This is a genomic window from Labilibaculum filiforme, assembly GCF_002843315.1.
Taxonomy (GTDB): Bacteria; Bacteroidota; Bacteroidia; order Bacteroidales; family Marinifilaceae; genus Labilibaculum; species Labilibaculum filiforme.
Genome location: NZ_MVDD01000021.1, coordinates 19,797 through 37,203, shown reverse-complemented (window position 1 = coordinate 37,203; position 17,407 = coordinate 19,797). Strand labels below are relative to the sequence as shown.

Annotated in this window: 15 protein-coding genes; 4 read left to right on the top strand and 11 right to left on the bottom strand. The window is 36.2% G+C overall.

Features of this window, described 5'->3' with window-relative positions; translation table 11 throughout:
• Positions 1-2: 2 nt before the first annotated feature.
• From lptC to BZG02_RS18120, 4 genes are all read left to right on the top strand, one after another.
• Positions 3-572 carry an LPS export ABC transporter periplasmic protein LptC gene (gene lptC / locus BZG02_RS18135; protein WP_101263169.1) on the top strand — a complete coding sequence of 190 codons (570 nt, stop codon included), beginning with the start codon at positions 3-5 and terminating at the stop codon, positions 570-572.
• A 41-nt stretch (positions 573-613) separates the two neighbouring features.
• Positions 614-817, top strand: coding sequence for a hypothetical protein (locus BZG02_RS18130; protein ID WP_101263168.1), 204 nt, complete (start codon positions 614-616; stop codon positions 815-817).
• Positions 818-2,074 (top strand): hemolysin family protein, encoded by a 1,257-nt coding sequence (locus BZG02_RS18125; protein ID WP_101263167.1) that lies wholly within the window; start codon positions 818-820, stop codon positions 2,072-2,074.
• A 252-nt stretch (positions 2,075-2,326) separates the two neighbouring features.
• Positions 2,327-4,450, top strand: a complete 2,124-nt coding sequence (locus BZG02_RS18120) for a peptidylprolyl isomerase (protein ID WP_101263166.1) — start codon at positions 2,327-2,329, stop codon at positions 4,448-4,450.
• A 126-nt stretch (positions 4,451-4,576) separates the two neighbouring features.
• On the opposite strand, the gene BZG02_RS18115 is transcribed toward BZG02_RS18120, so the two are convergent.
• From BZG02_RS18115 to BZG02_RS18065, 11 genes are read right to left on the bottom strand one after another with little or no spacing between them, the layout of a single operon-like run.
• Positions 4,577-5,023, bottom strand: coding sequence for a GatB/YqeY domain-containing protein (locus BZG02_RS18115; RefSeq protein ID WP_101263165.1), 447 nt, complete (start codon positions 5,021-5,023; stop codon positions 4,577-4,579).
• 38 nt (positions 5,024-5,061) lie between these two features.
• Positions 5,062-6,300, bottom strand: a complete 1,239-nt coding sequence (gene ftsZ / locus BZG02_RS18110) for a cell division protein FtsZ (RefSeq protein WP_180335780.1) — start codon at positions 6,298-6,300, stop codon at positions 5,062-5,064.
• A 37-nt stretch (positions 6,301-6,337) separates the two neighbouring features.
• Positions 6,338-7,660 (bottom strand): cell division protein FtsZ, encoded by a 1,323-nt coding sequence (gene ftsZ / locus BZG02_RS18105; RefSeq protein WP_101263164.1) that lies wholly within the window; start codon positions 7,658-7,660, stop codon positions 6,338-6,340.
• A 33-nt stretch (positions 7,661-7,693) separates the two neighbouring features.
• On the bottom strand, positions 7,694-8,956 hold the full coding sequence (gene ftsA / locus BZG02_RS18100) for a cell division protein FtsA (protein WP_101263163.1): 1,263 nt from the start codon (positions 8,954-8,956) through the stop codon (positions 7,694-7,696).
• A gap of 1 nt (position 8,957) precedes the next feature.
• Positions 8,958-9,689, bottom strand: coding sequence for a cell division protein FtsQ/DivIB (locus BZG02_RS18095; RefSeq protein ID WP_101263162.1), 732 nt, complete (start codon positions 9,687-9,689; stop codon positions 8,958-8,960).
• A complete protein-coding gene (gene murC / locus BZG02_RS18090) occupies positions 9,683-11,056 on the bottom strand; it encodes a UDP-N-acetylmuramate--L-alanine ligase (protein ID WP_101263161.1) in 1,374 nt (457 codons plus the stop codon). The genes BZG02_RS18095 and murC overlap by 7 nt, the downstream gene beginning before the upstream one ends.
• Positions 11,057-11,059: 3 nt before the next feature.
• Positions 11,060-12,160, bottom strand: coding sequence for an undecaprenyldiphospho-muramoylpentapeptide beta-N-acetylglucosaminyltransferase (gene murG / locus BZG02_RS18085; protein ID WP_101263160.1), 1,101 nt, complete (start codon positions 12,158-12,160; stop codon positions 11,060-11,062).
• Positions 12,144-13,331 (bottom strand): FtsW/RodA/SpoVE family cell cycle protein, encoded by a 1,188-nt coding sequence (locus BZG02_RS18080; RefSeq protein ID WP_101263159.1) that lies wholly within the window; start codon positions 13,329-13,331, stop codon positions 12,144-12,146. Before BZG02_RS18080 ends, murG begins: the two co-directional genes overlap by 17 nt.
• Positions 13,332-13,340: 9 nt before the next feature.
• Entirely contained in the window at positions 13,341-14,678 is a 1,338-nt protein-coding gene (murD, locus tag BZG02_RS18075) for a UDP-N-acetylmuramoyl-L-alanine--D-glutamate ligase (RefSeq protein ID WP_101263158.1), read from the bottom strand.
• A gap of 6 nt (positions 14,679-14,684) precedes the next feature.
• Entirely contained in the window at positions 14,685-15,938 is a 1,254-nt protein-coding gene (gene mraY / locus BZG02_RS18070) for a phospho-N-acetylmuramoyl-pentapeptide-transferase (protein ID WP_101263157.1), read from the bottom strand.
• Positions 15,939-15,940: 2 nt separating this feature from the next.
• Positions 15,941-17,398 (bottom strand): UDP-N-acetylmuramoyl-L-alanyl-D-glutamate--2,6-diaminopimelate ligase, encoded by a 1,458-nt coding sequence (locus tag BZG02_RS18065; protein WP_101263156.1) that lies wholly within the window; start codon positions 17,396-17,398, stop codon positions 15,941-15,943.
• Between the last annotated feature and the right edge of the window lie 9 nt (positions 17,399-17,407).

Sequence of the window (17,407 nt, the reverse complement as noted above, 5' to 3'; positions counted from 1 at the left end):
CATTGAAAAATACCAACAATATTATTAAAAGCATTGTAATCCTTTCTGGGATTGCAATGCTTTTGTCTTGTGAAAACAGTATTAAAGAAGTACAAAGTATTACAAGCAATGAAAAAGCACCAGAACGTTCAGGCAAGAATGTCGAATTTATTTTCACCGATTCCACCCGAATCAAAAGTCGTGCATTTGCCCTTGAATTTTTGGAGGTAAAAACAGAGGATTCTGAATATCAGGATTTCCCAAAAGGAGGAAGAATTACTTCCTACGATAAAGATGGTAGCATAGCAGGACAAATTGAAGCAAACTATGCCAAACACTTAATTTCAGACCAACTATGGGAATTAAGAAATAAAGTAGTTGCAATTAGCGACGATGGAAAAAACATAAATACCGAATTGATGTTTTGGGATCAAGGCAAAGGCCTTATTTATTCAGATCAATACGTTAGAATCACTACCGACGACGGTCAAGTTTTAGAAGGAATAGGTTTTTCTTCTGATGATAAAATGAACAAAATTACCCTTAAAAAAGTTACCGGAGAAGTATATTTAAACGATGAAACAGAACAATAAAAATAAAATCGTATTATATTGCATCTAAAATCATCAAACGCATGAAACAAAAACTCCCTTTTATTTTAGAAATTATTTGGTTACTAGTTATGATTGTTGGCTTACTTGCAGCAATTCATAAAACCATGGATTATGGTTTTACCGAAAGCATTTTACTATACGTTATTGCCGGCATAGCTGGTTTGATGTATATTGGGAGAAGATACATGCGAAAAATACAGGAAAAAAATCAAGCCCCGAAATAAATGAATGACCTGATCATCATTTTTATCATGTTGGCCTTATCGGCATTTTTCTCAGGAATGGAAATTGCTTTTATTGCTGCAAACAAGTTACGGATGGAACTGGACCGAAATAAAAACACCGCTTCGGCAAAAGTCCTATCTATATTCGCTCAGAATCCGGGTTATTACATTAGTACAATGCTTGTTGGAAATAACATTGCTCTTGTAGTATATGGTATTCTTATGGCTAAATTATTGGAACCCTCTATTGCTCTGTTTGTTGATACCGAGTCGCTAATATTAGCAATACAAACATTTATTTCGACCATACTAATTCTAGTAACTGCAGAATTTATTCCAAAAACCCTTTTTCGGATTAATCCAAACATGGCTTTAAACCTGTTTGCCCTTCCGGTGATGTTCTTTTACATTCTTTTTTATCCGATTACCTCCTTTACCATCTTCTTATCAAAAAACATTATCCGTAAAGTTTTTAAAACAATCATTACCGAAGAGGAAGAATCGCAAGCATTTGGCAAGGTAGACCTTGATCATTTGGTTCAGGAAGGACAAGATGCCCAGACTATTTCCGATGACGATCGACATGATATAAAAATATTTAGAAATGCTCTTGATTTCTCGAAAGTGAAATTACGAGAATGCATTGTGCCTCGAAACGAAATTGAGGCGATGGAAATTAATGGAGAAATTGACCAACTTACACAACGATTTATCGAAACAGGATTCTCTAGAATTTTAATTTACAAAGATTCCATCGACAATATTGTTGGTTACGTGCATTCTTCCGTTATTTTTAAAAATCCTCAAAGTATAAAGTCTGGCTTAACCAATATTATAATTGTTCCAGAAACAATGCCTGCACACAAACTACTAAATCTTTTTACACAGGAGCATAAAAGTGTTGCTATTGTAGTTGATGAATTTGGTGGTACTGCAGGAATGGTTACCATTGAAGATATCATGGAAGAGATTTTTGGAGAAATTGAGGACGAACATGATGATATTGATTTGGAAGAACAAAAAATATCGGATACCGAATATATACTTGCCGGCCGTTTAGAAATAGATTACCTAAATGACAAATATGAACTTAACTTACCAGGTTCGGAAGATTTTGAAACCTTAAATGGATATCTTATTTATACCTACGAAAGTATTCCTAAGTATAATGAAACAATTCGAATCGAAAAGTTCAATTTCAAAATACTGGAAGTGAGCAATACGCGTGTTATTAAAACTCGTCTAACCATACTTTAAAACTTCCATCAAAGTTCCGCGTTTTATTCGCGATAAAAGTAGCTTTATTTATATCCAAAATAAATATTTGAGCATCGTCTCCTTCTATAATAGAAGTAGCATAAGGGCTATAATCTGCTCAATAAAATTAACAACTGCCAAGTCTCTTTTTATTTTACTATAAAAGCAAGTAATCCTATTGGAATAAAAAGCAATCATTTCCCATTTTTTTGTATATTCGTAGCCTAATTAAGAATATTTAAATCTTTTTCGATGGCAACATTACAAAAAATAAGAAACCGTGGTGTTTTTATAGGAATCATTATTGGTGGTGCTCTTCTTGCATTTATTGCTGGAGATGCCCTAAAATCGGGTGGTTCGATATTAGCAAACTCACGAAATGAGATGGCAGAAATTGCAGGGGAATCAATTAACATTCGTGATTTCCAAAACCGATTCAATCACAGTCTTGAGGTTAATAAACTCATGTCCGGACAGAACTCAATTCCATCGGAACAGGTTGAGCGTTTAAGAGAACAAGTTTATCAGCAAATGGTTCAAGAGTTTGTAATGAATCGTGAATACGATGAATTAGGAATTTCAGTTACGTCTGAAGAATTATTTGATATGGTTCAAGGTCGAAATATTGACCCAACTATTCGTCAATTGTTTCAGAACGAAAACGGAATGGTTGATAAGGATCAGGTAGTTGCAACTTTAAAGCAACTAATTGCAGCTCCAAACGGAACTCCTCAAAAAGCCTATTGGTTAAATATCGAAGAGTCAATTATAACACAAAGAAATCTTGCTAAATACAATACGCTAGTTCAAAAAGGTCTTTACATGCCAAATGCTTTGGTTAAAGATATGGCTGCTAAAGGAAGCAAGAAAGTTGATTTCAATTACATCGTAAAAAGCTACAATCTAATTTCGGACAGTACAATTACAGTAAGCGAATCGGAAATTAGAGATTACTATAATAAGCACGAAGACTTATTTAAGCAAGCAGAATCAAGAAAGATTGATTACGTATCGTTTGACGTTGTGCCTTCGACAGAAGATTACAAAGAAACTGAAAAATGGGTAGTTGACTTAAAAGAAGACTTCACAAAAGAAGTAAACGACATTCAATTTGTAGAGTTAAATGCTGACAATGACTTTAACGCCTACTATTTTAAAGAAGGTGAAATTACAAATTCAGAACTTAACGCATTCGCGTTTTCAGCAAATAAAGGCGATATTTTTGGTCCTTACTTTGAAAACGAAATGTACCAAATGGCTAAGTTGCATGATGTAAAAATGCTTCCTGATTCAGTAGCCGCTCGTCACATTTTAATTCGTCCTATTAATGGTGATTTTAAAAGTGCCGAAGCTAAAGCGGACAGTTTAAAAGCATTGCTTGCTAAAGGAAGTGAATTTGCAAGTTTAGCAAAAGAAAATTCTGCAGATCAAGGTTCTGCTGTTAATGGCGGTGACCTTGGATGGTTTACTCAAGGTAAAATGGTACAACCATTCAACGATGCAGCTTTCTCTTCGAATAAAAATGAAGTAAAAGTTGTTCTTACTCAATTTGGAGCTCACGTTATTCAAGTAACCAATATGAGCACTCCAGTTAAAAAAGTTCAACTTGCTATTGTTGACCGTAAGGTTGAAGCTAGTCAAAAAACAATTCAGACAGCTTATGCTAAAGCTCGTACTTTTGCAGGTAAAAACATTGAAAAAGATGCATTTGCAAAAGCAATAACAGCAGAGAACTTAAGTCGTAGAACTGCAAATCTTAAAAGAGAAACTAAATTGATCCCTGGACTTGAAAACTCAAGAGATCTTGTTAGAGCAGCGTATAACACTGAAGATATGGAAAGTGTTTTATTGAATGGAGATAACTCAGCAGTTTTCGAATTTGGAGATAAATTTGTTGTTGCTTTCCTTACCGACATTAAAGAAGAAGGAATTGCATCTATTCAAGAAAAAGTTTCGGAAATTAAAAGAGCAATTCGACAAGATAAAAAAGCAGAACTTATTATTGCTGATATGGCAAAGAATAGTGCTGGTGCTCAAAGTTTACTTTCTGTAGCACAAAAAGAAAACTTAGAACTTAAAAATGCAACTGGTATTAGTTTCCAATCGTTCCAAATTCCTGGTGCTGGAATTGAACCTAAAGTAATTAGTACTGCTTCCCTGTTGGGAAAAGGTAAAATTTCATCTCCTGTAAAAGGAAACCAAGGTGTTTACATGCTTGTTATTACCAACGAAAACAGCGATGAAGTTTCTGATGTTACAGTAGAAGCTTTTAAATCAAGATTAGAGCAAGGCTACCAATACAGAACAAACTATCAGGCATTTCAAGCATTGAAAGATAATGCGAATGTTATTGATAAAAGATACAAGTTTTATTAGAGAGTAAAACTCATTAAAAAGCGGGATGATACATTATCATCCCGCTTTTTTTATGCCCTAAAAATTTAAGCATAAAAAAAGAGATACTGCGAAAAGCAACATCTCTTCAATATCTTTTATTCGAAACTAGGATAACAGTTCCTTCACTTTATCAGCAATAGCTTTACCATCGGCTTTGCCAGTTAATTCTTTGGATGCTAAACCCATTACTTTACCCATATCTTTCATAGAAGATGCTCCGGTTTTTGTAATAATTCCTTGAACAGCAGTAGTTAAATCGGCATCGGACAATTGAGCGGGAAGATACACTTCTAAAAAACTTAATTCCAAAAGTTCCTTCTCGGCTAAATCTTCACGACCACCAGCAGAAAAAGTACTGGCCGAATCTTTACGTTGTTTCACCAATCGTTGAATAATTTTAAGTGCATCATCATTCTCGATATCCTTAACTCCAGTCTTGGTCATTTCCATAGTAAAGGCTGTTTTCACAGCACGAAGCGCTTCTAATCGCTCTCTTTCTTTCGCCTTCATAGCGCTTTTTATATCCGAATTGATTTGTTCTAATAAACCCATTGTTTTGTGTTTTTAAGTTTTTATAAGCTATTATCTAACTACTCTTCGTCTAAAGTAAAGCGAATTACCTTACCCGATTGAAAACGTTGATTGTCTAAATTCTTTAGCTTCCGCTTATAAGCGGGGATATTTTCAATTTCATCTATTTCGGTATCCTTTAAATCGGTCAAAATCAATTTATTCTTGTCCGATTTTTCATTCTCCTCCTCCTCTAAAATATTTCTTACCGTATCGGAAGCACTATTACGTCCTCTTCCTGCTTGAAAAGAGGTAGTTTTTGGAACCGACTTTTCTTCTGGAATCAAACCATTATCGAAACCTGTAGCAATGATGGTCACCGAAATCTTATTTCCCAAATTGAGATCCTGACCAGTTCCCCAAATAATAGAGGCACTATCACCAACCGCTTCCTGAACGTAATCGGTAATTTGTCCCACCTCGTCCATGGTTACCTCTTCCAGACCGGAACTAATATTTAGAAGGATGTTTCTAGCTCCTCTAACGTCGTTACTATTTAATAGTGGAGAAGTAAGCGCTTCGCGAATTGCAGTAACAGCACGATCTTCTCCTTCGGCCGAAGCAGACCCCATAACGGCAACCCCACTATCAGTCATTACTGTTTTTACATCTTCGAAATCAACATTGATATAACCATGAAGCGTTATAATTTCGGCAATTCCTTTGGCTGCAGTTGCTAATACATCATCTGCCTTAGAAAAAGCGGTCGACAATTTTAAATCGCCATAAATTTCGCTTAGTTTCTCATTATTTATCACTAAAAGTGAATCTACATTCTCTTTAAGTTTGTTAATCCCTTCGATAGCTTGATGCAGGCGCTGACGACCTTCAAAACGAAACGGAATGGTTACGATACCAACAGTTAAAATTCCCATTTCCTTGGCCGCTTTCGCGATCACCGGGGCAGCTCCAGTACCTGTTCCTCCTCCCATACCGGCAGTGATAAAAACCATTTTAGTATTATCCGCCAATACTTCATTAATATCCTCTAAATTTTCAATAGCAGATTGCTCGCCCCGTTCGGGTTTGTTTCCAGCACCACGACCTTCTGTAAGCGATTCTCCCAGCTGAATTTTAATAGGAATTTCGCTGGTTTCCAAGGCTTGGGCATCGGTATTGCAAATTACAAAATCGACATCCTTAATTCCTTGCTTATACATGTAATTCACAGCGTTACCACCGCCACCACCTACACCGATTACTTTTATAATCGACGATTCGTTTTCCTGTAAGCTAAAATCAATTAAATCCTCAGTCATTAATCTCTCATATTATTATTTCACGTTACGCATAACGCTACATTGAAGAATCATTATTATCAAAAATCTGGGTAAACTTATCCTTAAACCAATTATCAAGACTTCCTTTTTTATGTTCCCCTTCCCCTTTATCTTCCTCTACCTTAACCGGTTTTTTCTTTTCGACTACTACCTTTTTCTTCTCTTTCACCTCAATAATTTCCTCATCTTCTTCCTCTTGATCTTCCTCCGATCTTTTTCTCATCAATTCTTCGCGTCGCTCTCTTTCCTCTCTCTTTTTGATTGCTGCAACCTCTTCCGCTTCGGCAGGGTTTTCAATAATCAACTCTAATTTTGGAGCTACATTCGGAACCGATTTTCGAGGTTCGATACTTAGTTCGGGAATTGGGCTTTCGGAAAAACCAGTAGCAATAATTGTAACGCTTAATTCATCGTCTAACTTATCGCTGTTACCATTCCCCCAAATAATGCTTACCTCATCCCCTACAACATCGTGCACGTAATCAGTAATCACACTTACCTCCTGCATGGTTACCTCATCTTTACCCGAAATAATATTTAATAAGATATTTCTTGCACCACAAATATTATTGCTATTTAATAATGGCGACGTTAGAGCCTCTTCAATAGCACGAATTGCTCTATCTTTACCTGATGCAGAAGCTGATCCCATAACGGCAACACCACTATCTCTCATTACTGTTTCAACATCGGCAAAATCGACATTTACATAGCCATGAACCGTAATTATTTCGGCAATACTTTTGGCGGCAATAGATAAAACATCATCCGCTTTTGCAAAAGCATCAGACAATTTTAAATCACCATACATCATCCTCAACTTTTCGTTATTGATGATAAGAAGTGCATCTACATGCTTTTCTAAATTGGCAATTCCTTCCATGGCTTGCTCAATTCTTCGTTTTCCTTCGAAACGAAAAGGTATAGTTACAATTCCAACAGTTAATACACCTTGTTTTCTGGCTGTTTCTGCAATAATAGGAGCAGCACCAGTTCCGGTTCCACCGCCCATACCGGCAGTTACAAATATCATTTTTGTTTTCTGACTCAACACTTTGTTGATATCATCGATGCTTTCCAATGCAGATTCCCGTCCTCTTTCCGGTTTATTTCCAGCACCTCTCCCTTCGGTTAGTGATTTACCAAGCTGTACCTTAATAGGTACCTGACTATTTTCCAAAGCCTGAGAATCGGTGTTACATATTACAAAGTCGACCCCCGTAATTCCTTCTTTTAACATGTGATTAACAGCGTTACTTCCACCGCCACCCACACCAATCACTTTAATAATGGATTTTTCTTTAGGTTCAAAATCAACCGGTAACAATTCGTCAATCATGATGTCACAAGTATTAGGGTTACACTATTTTATTTACATTTTTAAATCATCAGTATCGAACAAGGCACTAAAAAATTTCTGAAATCCTTTCTTTTTGCCCGTTTTGTTCTTATCTGTATTCTGATTTTGAGTTTTTTTAACAGGTTTATTCAAGCCTTTTAGTATCAATCCGATTCCTGTTGCATAAATAGGCAGGTTTAAGCTTTCCTCTAAAATAATTTTAGAGGAAGTTCCCGGATAACCGATACGAACATCTATCCCTGTTTGTTTTTGAGTTAGCACATCTAAATTTGTTAATAATGCACCACCTCCGGTTAAAACAATACCAGCGCCTATTTTATCGTGCAGTCCGGTTAGTTCAATTTGGAATTTCACGCTATCGATAATCTCCTCCATTCGGCATTGAATAATTTGAGCCAAAGTTTTAAAAGAAATTTCTTTAGGATCCCAACCACCTACACTAGGAATAGTAACCACTTTTTCTTCGTCCACTAAATCAGCGACAGCTTCGCCAAACTGGATTTTTAGAGCCTCGGCTTGTTTTATAAGTACCGAACAACCTTCCTTTATATCGCGAGTAACAATATCACCCCCAAAAGGAATTACTGCGGTATGTCTTAATATACCATCAAAATATACAGTTATATCGGTTGTGCCTCCACCTATATCCACCAAAACAACTCCGGCTTCCTTTTCTTCTTCGCTTAACACAGCCAAAGAGGAGGCCAATGGTTCCAATACCAATTCTTCAATTTCCAATCCAACTTCCTTCACACATTTTTCGATATTGCGTGCCGATGCAGTTCTTCCAATAATAATATTAAAATTACCATCCAATCTTCTTCCCGCCATTCCTACCGGATTGCGAATGCCAGCCTCTTTATCTACCACATAATCTTGTGGAATAACGTGTAATATTTGTTCTCCAACCTCAATTGGAATTCTATAGTTCTCATTAACAATCTCTTCAACATCTAACTTGGTAATTTCACCTACCCCATTTTGTATGTATTTAAATTGTCGGTTTTTAATACTACGAATATGTTGTCCGGCAATACCTACATATACTTTAGAGATATTCTGGTTTGTTTTCTCCACCAATCGGTCCACCACTTCACGTATTGCACCAATTGTATCTTCAATACTATGTATTACTCCTCTCTTAACACCTCTCGATACAGTTTTTTCCATACCGATAATTCTCAACTTTCCTTCGGAATCAACTTCCCCTAATATGGCAACAATTTTTGTTGTACCTATGTCGATAGCTGCTATAATATTGTTCCTGCTAGTCATTTTAATTCTTTTTTGTGCAAACTACCTGATCCTTATACTTCAAATTGATTTTGCTATATGCATTCCATCCTTTTTTCGAAAAACCTTTGGAATACATAGCACTCAACTTTAAAAATTTCTCTTGGTAGTCTTCCATACTACCCAATTCAATTTTATGAGCTCCAACCCGAGGAATTAAAACATATTCCCTATTTCTGTCTACATCAATTTGCGTGATCTGCGATCTCCAAAATTCATCATTTGTAATAAATTTTACCAACTCAAACAGTTCTTCTTTTATCAACTGATCATTTACTGCCCCTGAAACGACCAAAACCCTTGATGTAAAATTGCTGGACAGTGGCATTTTCTCTCCTTCGGCGTCGATATAGTAACCTTTTTCCGATAAAATCCGCACAATTGGATTACGTTGTTTAATTTCAACAATTAATTTTCCGGAAAGTGAATTATACACTTCCGATTTTTTTACATAAGGTATCTTGTCTATAAGATCCTCTAATACTTCTTTATTCACTCCAGAAATAGATGTTCCTACCATTCCTGGATATTTCTTTTTAATAATTCTTTTAATATCCGAATCACGAACAAAGCCTCTGGAAACACTATCAACCACATTTACAAGGGTACCTGAGAACACCAGCTTCTTCGATTTGCCATTTGCAAATGAAAAAACAACAATTAAGTATCCAAACAAGCATACCCAAATTAATATGTTTGTAATCTTTTTTAGCATTCCAATCGCTTGCTTATTAAGTTTTTAATTGGTACCACCAACTTATCGATATCCCCTGCTCCTAAAGTTAGTAAAACTTCAAAGTCTTTCTCTTTAAGCAAGTTTAACAATTCATTTTTACCACAAATTTGAGCGGGTACGTTTATATTTTTTAAAATAATTTCGGAACTAACCCCCTCAATTGGCAATTCTCTGGCTGGATAAATATCCAAAAGAATTACTTCATCTAAAAGATTTAAGCTACTAGCAAAACCATCTGCAAAATCCCTTGTTCGAGAATATAAGTGAGGCTGAAATATTCCGGTTATTTTCTTATTTGGATATAATTCTCTTACCGATGATATACTTTCCCATAGCTCTTTTGGATGATGTGCATAATCATCAATAAAAACTATTTTTTCTGTTCTAATTTGGTAATCGAACCTTCTCCTAACTCCTTTAAAAGTAGAAAGTGCCTTTTTTAACTCATCTGCATTCACACCACAAAGCAATGCCATAGAAGCTGCAGCAATGGCATTTTCCACATTAATTTTACCTGGGTAGGAGAATAGAATATCCTTAATTACTCCGCCGGGATGCACCAAGTTAAATTGGTAGAAACCTTCTACTAAATGGATGTTTTCTGCATAAAAATCGGCTTTTTCGTTTAAAGAATAAGTGTAAGCAGTAAGCCCTTGGTGAGTAAGAATTAATCCCTTTTTATGCACTAAAATTCCACCCTCTTTTATCTGATGAACAAAAGCCTGAAAGCTTTTTTCTAATTCACTTTTATCTCCATAAATATCTAAATGATCGGCATCCATAGAAGTAATTACAGCCAACTGAGGATGCAATTGTAGAAAAGAACGATCGAACTCATCTGCTTCAAGAACCATCCATGGACTATCCTTCGACAGTAACAAATTAGACTGATAATTTCTTGATATTCCACCTAAAAAGGCATTACAGTCTAAAGCTGACGATTTAAAGATATGCGCAGTAATGGTTGAAACTGTAGTTTTTCCATGTGTTCCAGCAATACCTATTCCTTTCAGATTATCAGAAAGTAATCCTAGAACTTGCGATCGCTTTTTAATTGCAAATTGTTGCTCCTGAAAATAGATTAATTGAGGATGATTTACAGGAACAGCAGGTGTATACACAATTAAAGTATCCTCCTTTGATTGGTAGATTTTAGGAATCTGATCCACACTTTCCTGGAAAGTAATGTCGATACCTTCGGCAGTTAATTCGGCGGTAAGTTGAGTATCCATTCGGTCGTAACCAAACACATTCTTCCCAATAGAATAAAAATAACGTGCAAGAGCACTCATTCCTATTCCACCAATTCCAATAAAGTAAATATTTTTATAATCCTTAATCTGCATAATCTATGTTAATGCTATTATTTGTTCTGCAATATCTGCCGCAGCGTTAGGTTTTGCTAAAGCCTTACAATTCACTGAAAGTTCAGCTAATTTATCAGCATCGTGTATCAATTTTAATGCAGTAACAACTAATTCTTGTTCCGCACTACTATCTTTTACCATTATGGCAGCATTTTTAGTTACCAAAGCCATGGCATTTTTGGTTTGATGATCTTCGGAAACATTAGGAGATGGCACCAAAATACAAGCTTTCTCTACCAAACAAAGTTCGGATATAGTACCCGCTCCGGCTCTGGATATAACCATATCGGCCGCAGCATAAGCCAAGTCCATTTTCCCAAGAAAATCAAAAACCTTCAACCCAGGAATATCCCAATTTTTTAATTCTTCGCGTACTTTTTCAATATAAAACTTCCCTGTTTGCCAAATCACCTGAACCCCAGAGTCTGAAATAGCAGTAAGAGAAGCAAGCATACTGTTATTAATAGTTCTTGCCCCTAAACTTCCTCCCACAACCAGAATTGTTTTCTTCTCGGGATTTAGTTGAAAATGAGCCATAGCTTCCTGTTTTTTCGAAGCGATATTTAGTAAATCATTCCGAACAGGGTTTCCTGTCAATAAAATTTTGTCCGCAGGAAAAAACCGCTCCATTCCCTCATAAGCAACACAAATCTTTTTGGCTTTTTTTGCTAAAAGTTTATTCGTTATTCCAGCATAAGAATTCTGCTCCTGAATTAAGGTTGGAATTCCCATTTTAGCCGCTACATGTAATAATGGTCCACTAGCATATCCGCCTACACCAACTACTGCATCGGGCTTAAAGTCCTTCACAATTGTCTTTGCCTTTCTTATACTTTTAAAAAGTCGAGAAAAAAACTTCAAATTTTCTTTCGAAAAATTCCTCTGTAGTCCACGAATTGGCAATCCTACTATTTTATATCCTGCAGAAGGAACTTTTTCCATTTCCATTTTTCCTTCGGCTCCAACAAATAAAATATCACAATCGTTATGCTTTTGTTTTAAAGCATTCGCAATTGAAATAGCCGGAAATATATGTCCGCCTGTTCCGCCTCCGCTAACTATTATTTTAATTTTCTGCTTCATTTAATTTAGCTTCTTCATTCAATTTTTCTTCCTCGTTCACCCAATTACTAACACTTAGTATCATTCCAAATGCTGCACTTGTAAAAATTAAGGATGTTCCGCCCATACTCACCAAAGGCAATGGTTGCCCCGTTACCGGGATTAAATTAACCGACACAGCCATATTGGTTAAAGCCTGAAACACGATACTAAGTGCCAACCCTATTACCAAAAATGCTGGGAAAGTTCGATTGCATTTCCGCACAATCAAGCCGGCTCGATATATTAATATGAGATAAAAGGCCAATATTACAAAACCTCCAATCCAGCCCATTTCTTCCAAAATAATGGCATAAATAAAATCGGAATACGGATGTGGTAAAAAATTTCGTTGGGTACTGTTCCCCGGAAATTTTCCAAAGATACCCCCGGATACCACCGCTATTTTTGCCTGCTCAACCTGATAATTCTGACTATTATTTGCATTGGCATGATCCTCATCAAAGAAATTAACAATTCTACTTCTTACAGTTTGCACTCTACCAATACTAGGAAGCAAAGGTGCCATCACAATCAGTATAGTCACAAAACCCAAAACGATACCCACCGATCCAAACAAATATTTTTTTGCTATTCTACCTATAAACATCAGTAAATAACAAACTCCACCAAGCAATACCGATGTCGAGAAATCATCTAGAAAAATCAGTAAACAGACAATTCCAACAGGGATAACGATATGCCAAAACGCCTCCTTTTTACAGGCATCTTCGGCCTGATACCGCGACAGAGTTCTAGAAACATGCAGTATTAGCGCCAATTTTGCAAGTTCCGACGGCTGAAAATTGAAGCCAATTCCAGGAATGGTAATCCATCGGGATGCGTCGTTTAAATTTGTGCCCACCAGTTTTGCTAATATGAGCAAACCAATAGAAATGAGTAGTACCAGATTAGCCGAACTAGAATATACCTTAAAATGAATTTTGTGAACCACATAAATAATTAAATAGCACATTCCCAAGAGAATCAGCTGTTTAATAAAGAAATAGGATGTATTTCCACCTTTTACTTTATAGGCAAGTGTTCCGGTTGAGCTATAAACAACCAGTAAAGAAATCATCGACAAAAAGAAGATAATGATCCAAATGGTCTTATCCCCCTTTAAGCTAAAATTCTTAAAAAAACTTACCATATTCTTAATTTATAAATTTCTAACTTCTTCTTTAAACTGATTTCCGCGATCCTCATAATTCTTAAACAAATCGAAACTGGCACAAGCAGGCGATAATAAAACGATCTCTTCCTTATTCGCCATTTGATATGCTTGCGTCACCGCTTCTTTCATCGATCCTGCATCCACAATAAAATCAACTTTACCATCAAAAGCCGCATGAATTTTAGAGTTATCAACACCTAAACAAACAATTCCTTTCACTTTTTCAATTACCAAATCATTCAAAACCGAATAATCGTTTCCTTTATCAACACCACCAACGATCCAAACCACAGGTTCTTCCATACTTTCTAAAGCATACCAAGTAGAATTAATATTTGTGGCTTTAGAATCGTTAATAAATTGTATTCCCCGTACACGAACCACTTTTTCTAGTCGATGATCGACACCTTGAAAATCGCTTAAACTTTCGCGAATTACTTCTTTACGAATTTGCAACACACTACCAGCAATTCCTGATGCCAATGAATTATATACATTGTGAATTCCAGGTAAAGACAGATCTTTTTTATCCATAGAAAAGAGGTTTTCGTTGTATTGAATTTTTAAAAGTTCGTTTTCAATCCATCCGCACATTTTCTTTACATCGCGAACCGAAAATGGTAATAATTGAGCAAGCGTATCACAACTCAATAATTCCTTTTTGATGATATCATCATCGGTGCAAAACACGAATGAATCCTCGGATTTCATATTTTGCAATATTCTGAATTTTGAATGGATATAATTTTCCATTTTATACTCGTACCGATCTAAATGATCTGGTGTAATATTTAAGAGAATAGCAATATTTGCTCTAAAGTCATACATCCCATCGAGCTGAAAGCTACTTAACTCCACTACATAATGTGTATAGTCTTTCTCAGCGACCTGCCAAGCCAAACTATCTCCCACATTTCCGGCTAACCCTACATGTAAGCCAGCTTTTTTCAACATATGATAAAGAAGCAAAGTAGTTGTTGTTTTCCCATTACTGCCAGTAATACATATCATTTTAGCATTGGAGAACCTTCCTGCAAATTCTATTTCGGAAATCACAGGAATATTTTTTTCTTTTAACTTCCCTATTAGAGTTGCAGAATCAGGTATTCCTGGACTTTTCACCACCTCATCAGCCGAAATTATAAGCGCTTCGGTATGTTGCTTTTCTTCAAAAGCTAGTTGGTATTTATTCAGCGCAAGCTTGTACTTGGGACTTATTTCTCCTAAGTCCGAAACAAATACATCAAAGCCTTTTGATTTAGCCAAAACAGCTGCACCAATCCCACTTTCTCCTGCACCTAATATGACGATTCGTTTTGTCATTTTTACTTATCTGATTTTAAGAGTTACTATTGTTATGATGGCCAGAAATATGCCAATAATCCAGAAGCGGGTAACGATTTTTGGCTCTGGATATCCTTTCATCTGATAATGATGATGAAGAGGAGCCATTTTAAAAATCCTCCGGCCTTCTCCAAATCTCTTTCTGGTATATTTAAACCACGAAACCTGCATCATTACCGAGATATTCTCTACCAGAAAAATTCCGCACAAAACAGGAATCAACAATTCTTTGTGAATAATTATAGCAAAAACAGCTATAATTCCTCCCAAAGCTAAACTACCCGTATCGCCCATAAAAACTTGCGCCGGATAAGAATTGTACCACATGAACCCGATGGTTGCTCCAATAAAAGCAGCAATAAAAATCACCAATTCTCCCGAATTAGGAATGTACATGATGTTTAGATAATCGGCATATACTACGTGACCCGACACATAAGCTAATATTCCCAATGTGGCGCCAATTATTGCCGACGAACCTGTGGCCAAACCATCTAAACCATCGGTAATATTTGCACCATTTGAAACGGCAGTTACAATAAATATGGTAATAATTATAAAAACCAGCCATGCCAACATGGGTGCATATTCACCACCAAAAGCAACTAAAGATTCATAATCGAATTCGTTATTCTTAAAAAATGGAATGGTTGTCTTGGTTGATTTAACATCCATTGTTAAGCGAGTTATGCTAGGATCTTCGGAGGTAAATCCCTCGTCCACCAATTCGGTTTGAATTCCAATTTCGGCCATTGTTGTTTTTTCACGTACAACCACATCATCATTCAAATAAAGTGTTAAGCCAATAATTAAACCTAAACCTATTTGACCTGCAACTTTAAACTTACCACTTAAGCCCGCTTTATCCTTCTTAAAAACTTTAATATAATCATCAACAAATCCGATTATTCCTAACCAAACAGTGGTAATAAGCATTAATAGAATATAGATGTTATCTAATTTCGCAAACAATAGAACTGGAACAACGATTGAAAGAATAATAATAATTCCTCCCATTGTTGGAGTTCCCTTTTTTTCCATTTGTCCAGCTAAACCAAGATCACGAACAATTTCGCCGATTTGTTGCTTCTGCAATAAGAGAATGATCTTTTTCCCAAATACAGTAGCAATAAACAAGGACGTCATAATGGCTAATGCTGCCCGAAACGAAATATATTCAAACATTCCTGCTCCCGGGAAATCCAATTGATTTAAATACTTAAATAGATAGTATAACATAACTACAGCTTAAAAATTTCTTTGATTACTTCTTTATCATCAAAATGATGCTTGACTCCTTTTATCTCCTGATAATCTTCGTGCCCTTTTCCTGCCACCAAAATAATATCGTCTTTTTGTGCTAACATATGTGCAGTACGAATTGCCTCTTTTCTATCGGTAATTGCCAACACTTTTCTTGTGTTATTTGCGGACACCCCTTCTTTCATGTCCAGAATAATCTGATCTGGATCTTCCGATCTTGGATTATCCGAGGTTAAAATTACCTTATCACTTAATTCGGCACTTATTTTCGCCATTAAAGGTCGTTTCGATTTATCTCTATCGCCACCAGCACCAACCACCGTAATTACCTGTTCGTTTCCTGTTCGTAAAGCCGCAATTGTTTCCAAAACATTTTTCAACGCATCCGGTGTATGAGCATAATCAACAATAGCCATAATGCCATCTGTCGAAATAATACTTTCAAACCTTCCGTCAACAGACTTCAGCTCACTAATTCCACGCAATATTTCTTCTTTATCCTGATCAAGCAAACGAGCTGTACCATAAACAGCCAACAAATTATGAGCATTAAAATCACCAATAAAATTGGTCCAAATTTCTGCCCCATCCATTTCCAAAAGCATTCCTGTAAAATGCTTTTCTAAAATCTGACAACGATAATCAGCAAAAGAACGTGTTGAATAAGTAAACTTATGTCCTTTCATATTCTGAAGCATCAGCTTCCCATTTTTATCATCGACATTGGTAATCGCAAAGGATTTATTTCCCAGCTGATCGAAAAATGCCTTTTTCACCTTTAGGTATGCCTCAAATGTTTTGTGATAATCGAGATGATCGTGAGTGATATTAGTAAAAATCCCCCCTTTAAAATTCAATGCCCCCACTCTTTTCTGATCGATAGCATGCGAGCTTACTTCCATAAAACAATATTCACAGCCAGCCTCCACCATTTCGGCCAACAAAGCATTTAATTGTAATGCATCTGGTGTGGTATGGGTTGCTTTCACAGCTTTTTCATCCACATAATTACAAACGGTTGATAATAGGCCAACTTTATACCCTAGTTTTCTAAATAAATTGTACAACAAAGTAGCAATTGTTGTTTTCCCATTTGTTCCGGTTACTCCAACCAATTGAATATTCTCGGTTGGTTTGTTGTAAAAATTGTGCGCAATCTGCGAAAGCACTGCCGAAGAATCTTCCACCACAATAAAACTTGTTTCGGAAGAACTTTTTTTAGGTAATTCTTCACAAACAATCACTCTTGCACCATTTGCCACTGCCGTATCAATAAAATCATGGCCATCGGAGACAGTACCCCGGCACGCAACGAATAAATCGCCATGTTTCACTTTTCGGGAATCGAAATGAATCTCATTCACGACCACATCTTTATTTCCCTTTAAGCTTTGTATAGTTACCGAACTAAACAGTTCGTTGATATTTTTTCCCATCTGTCACTT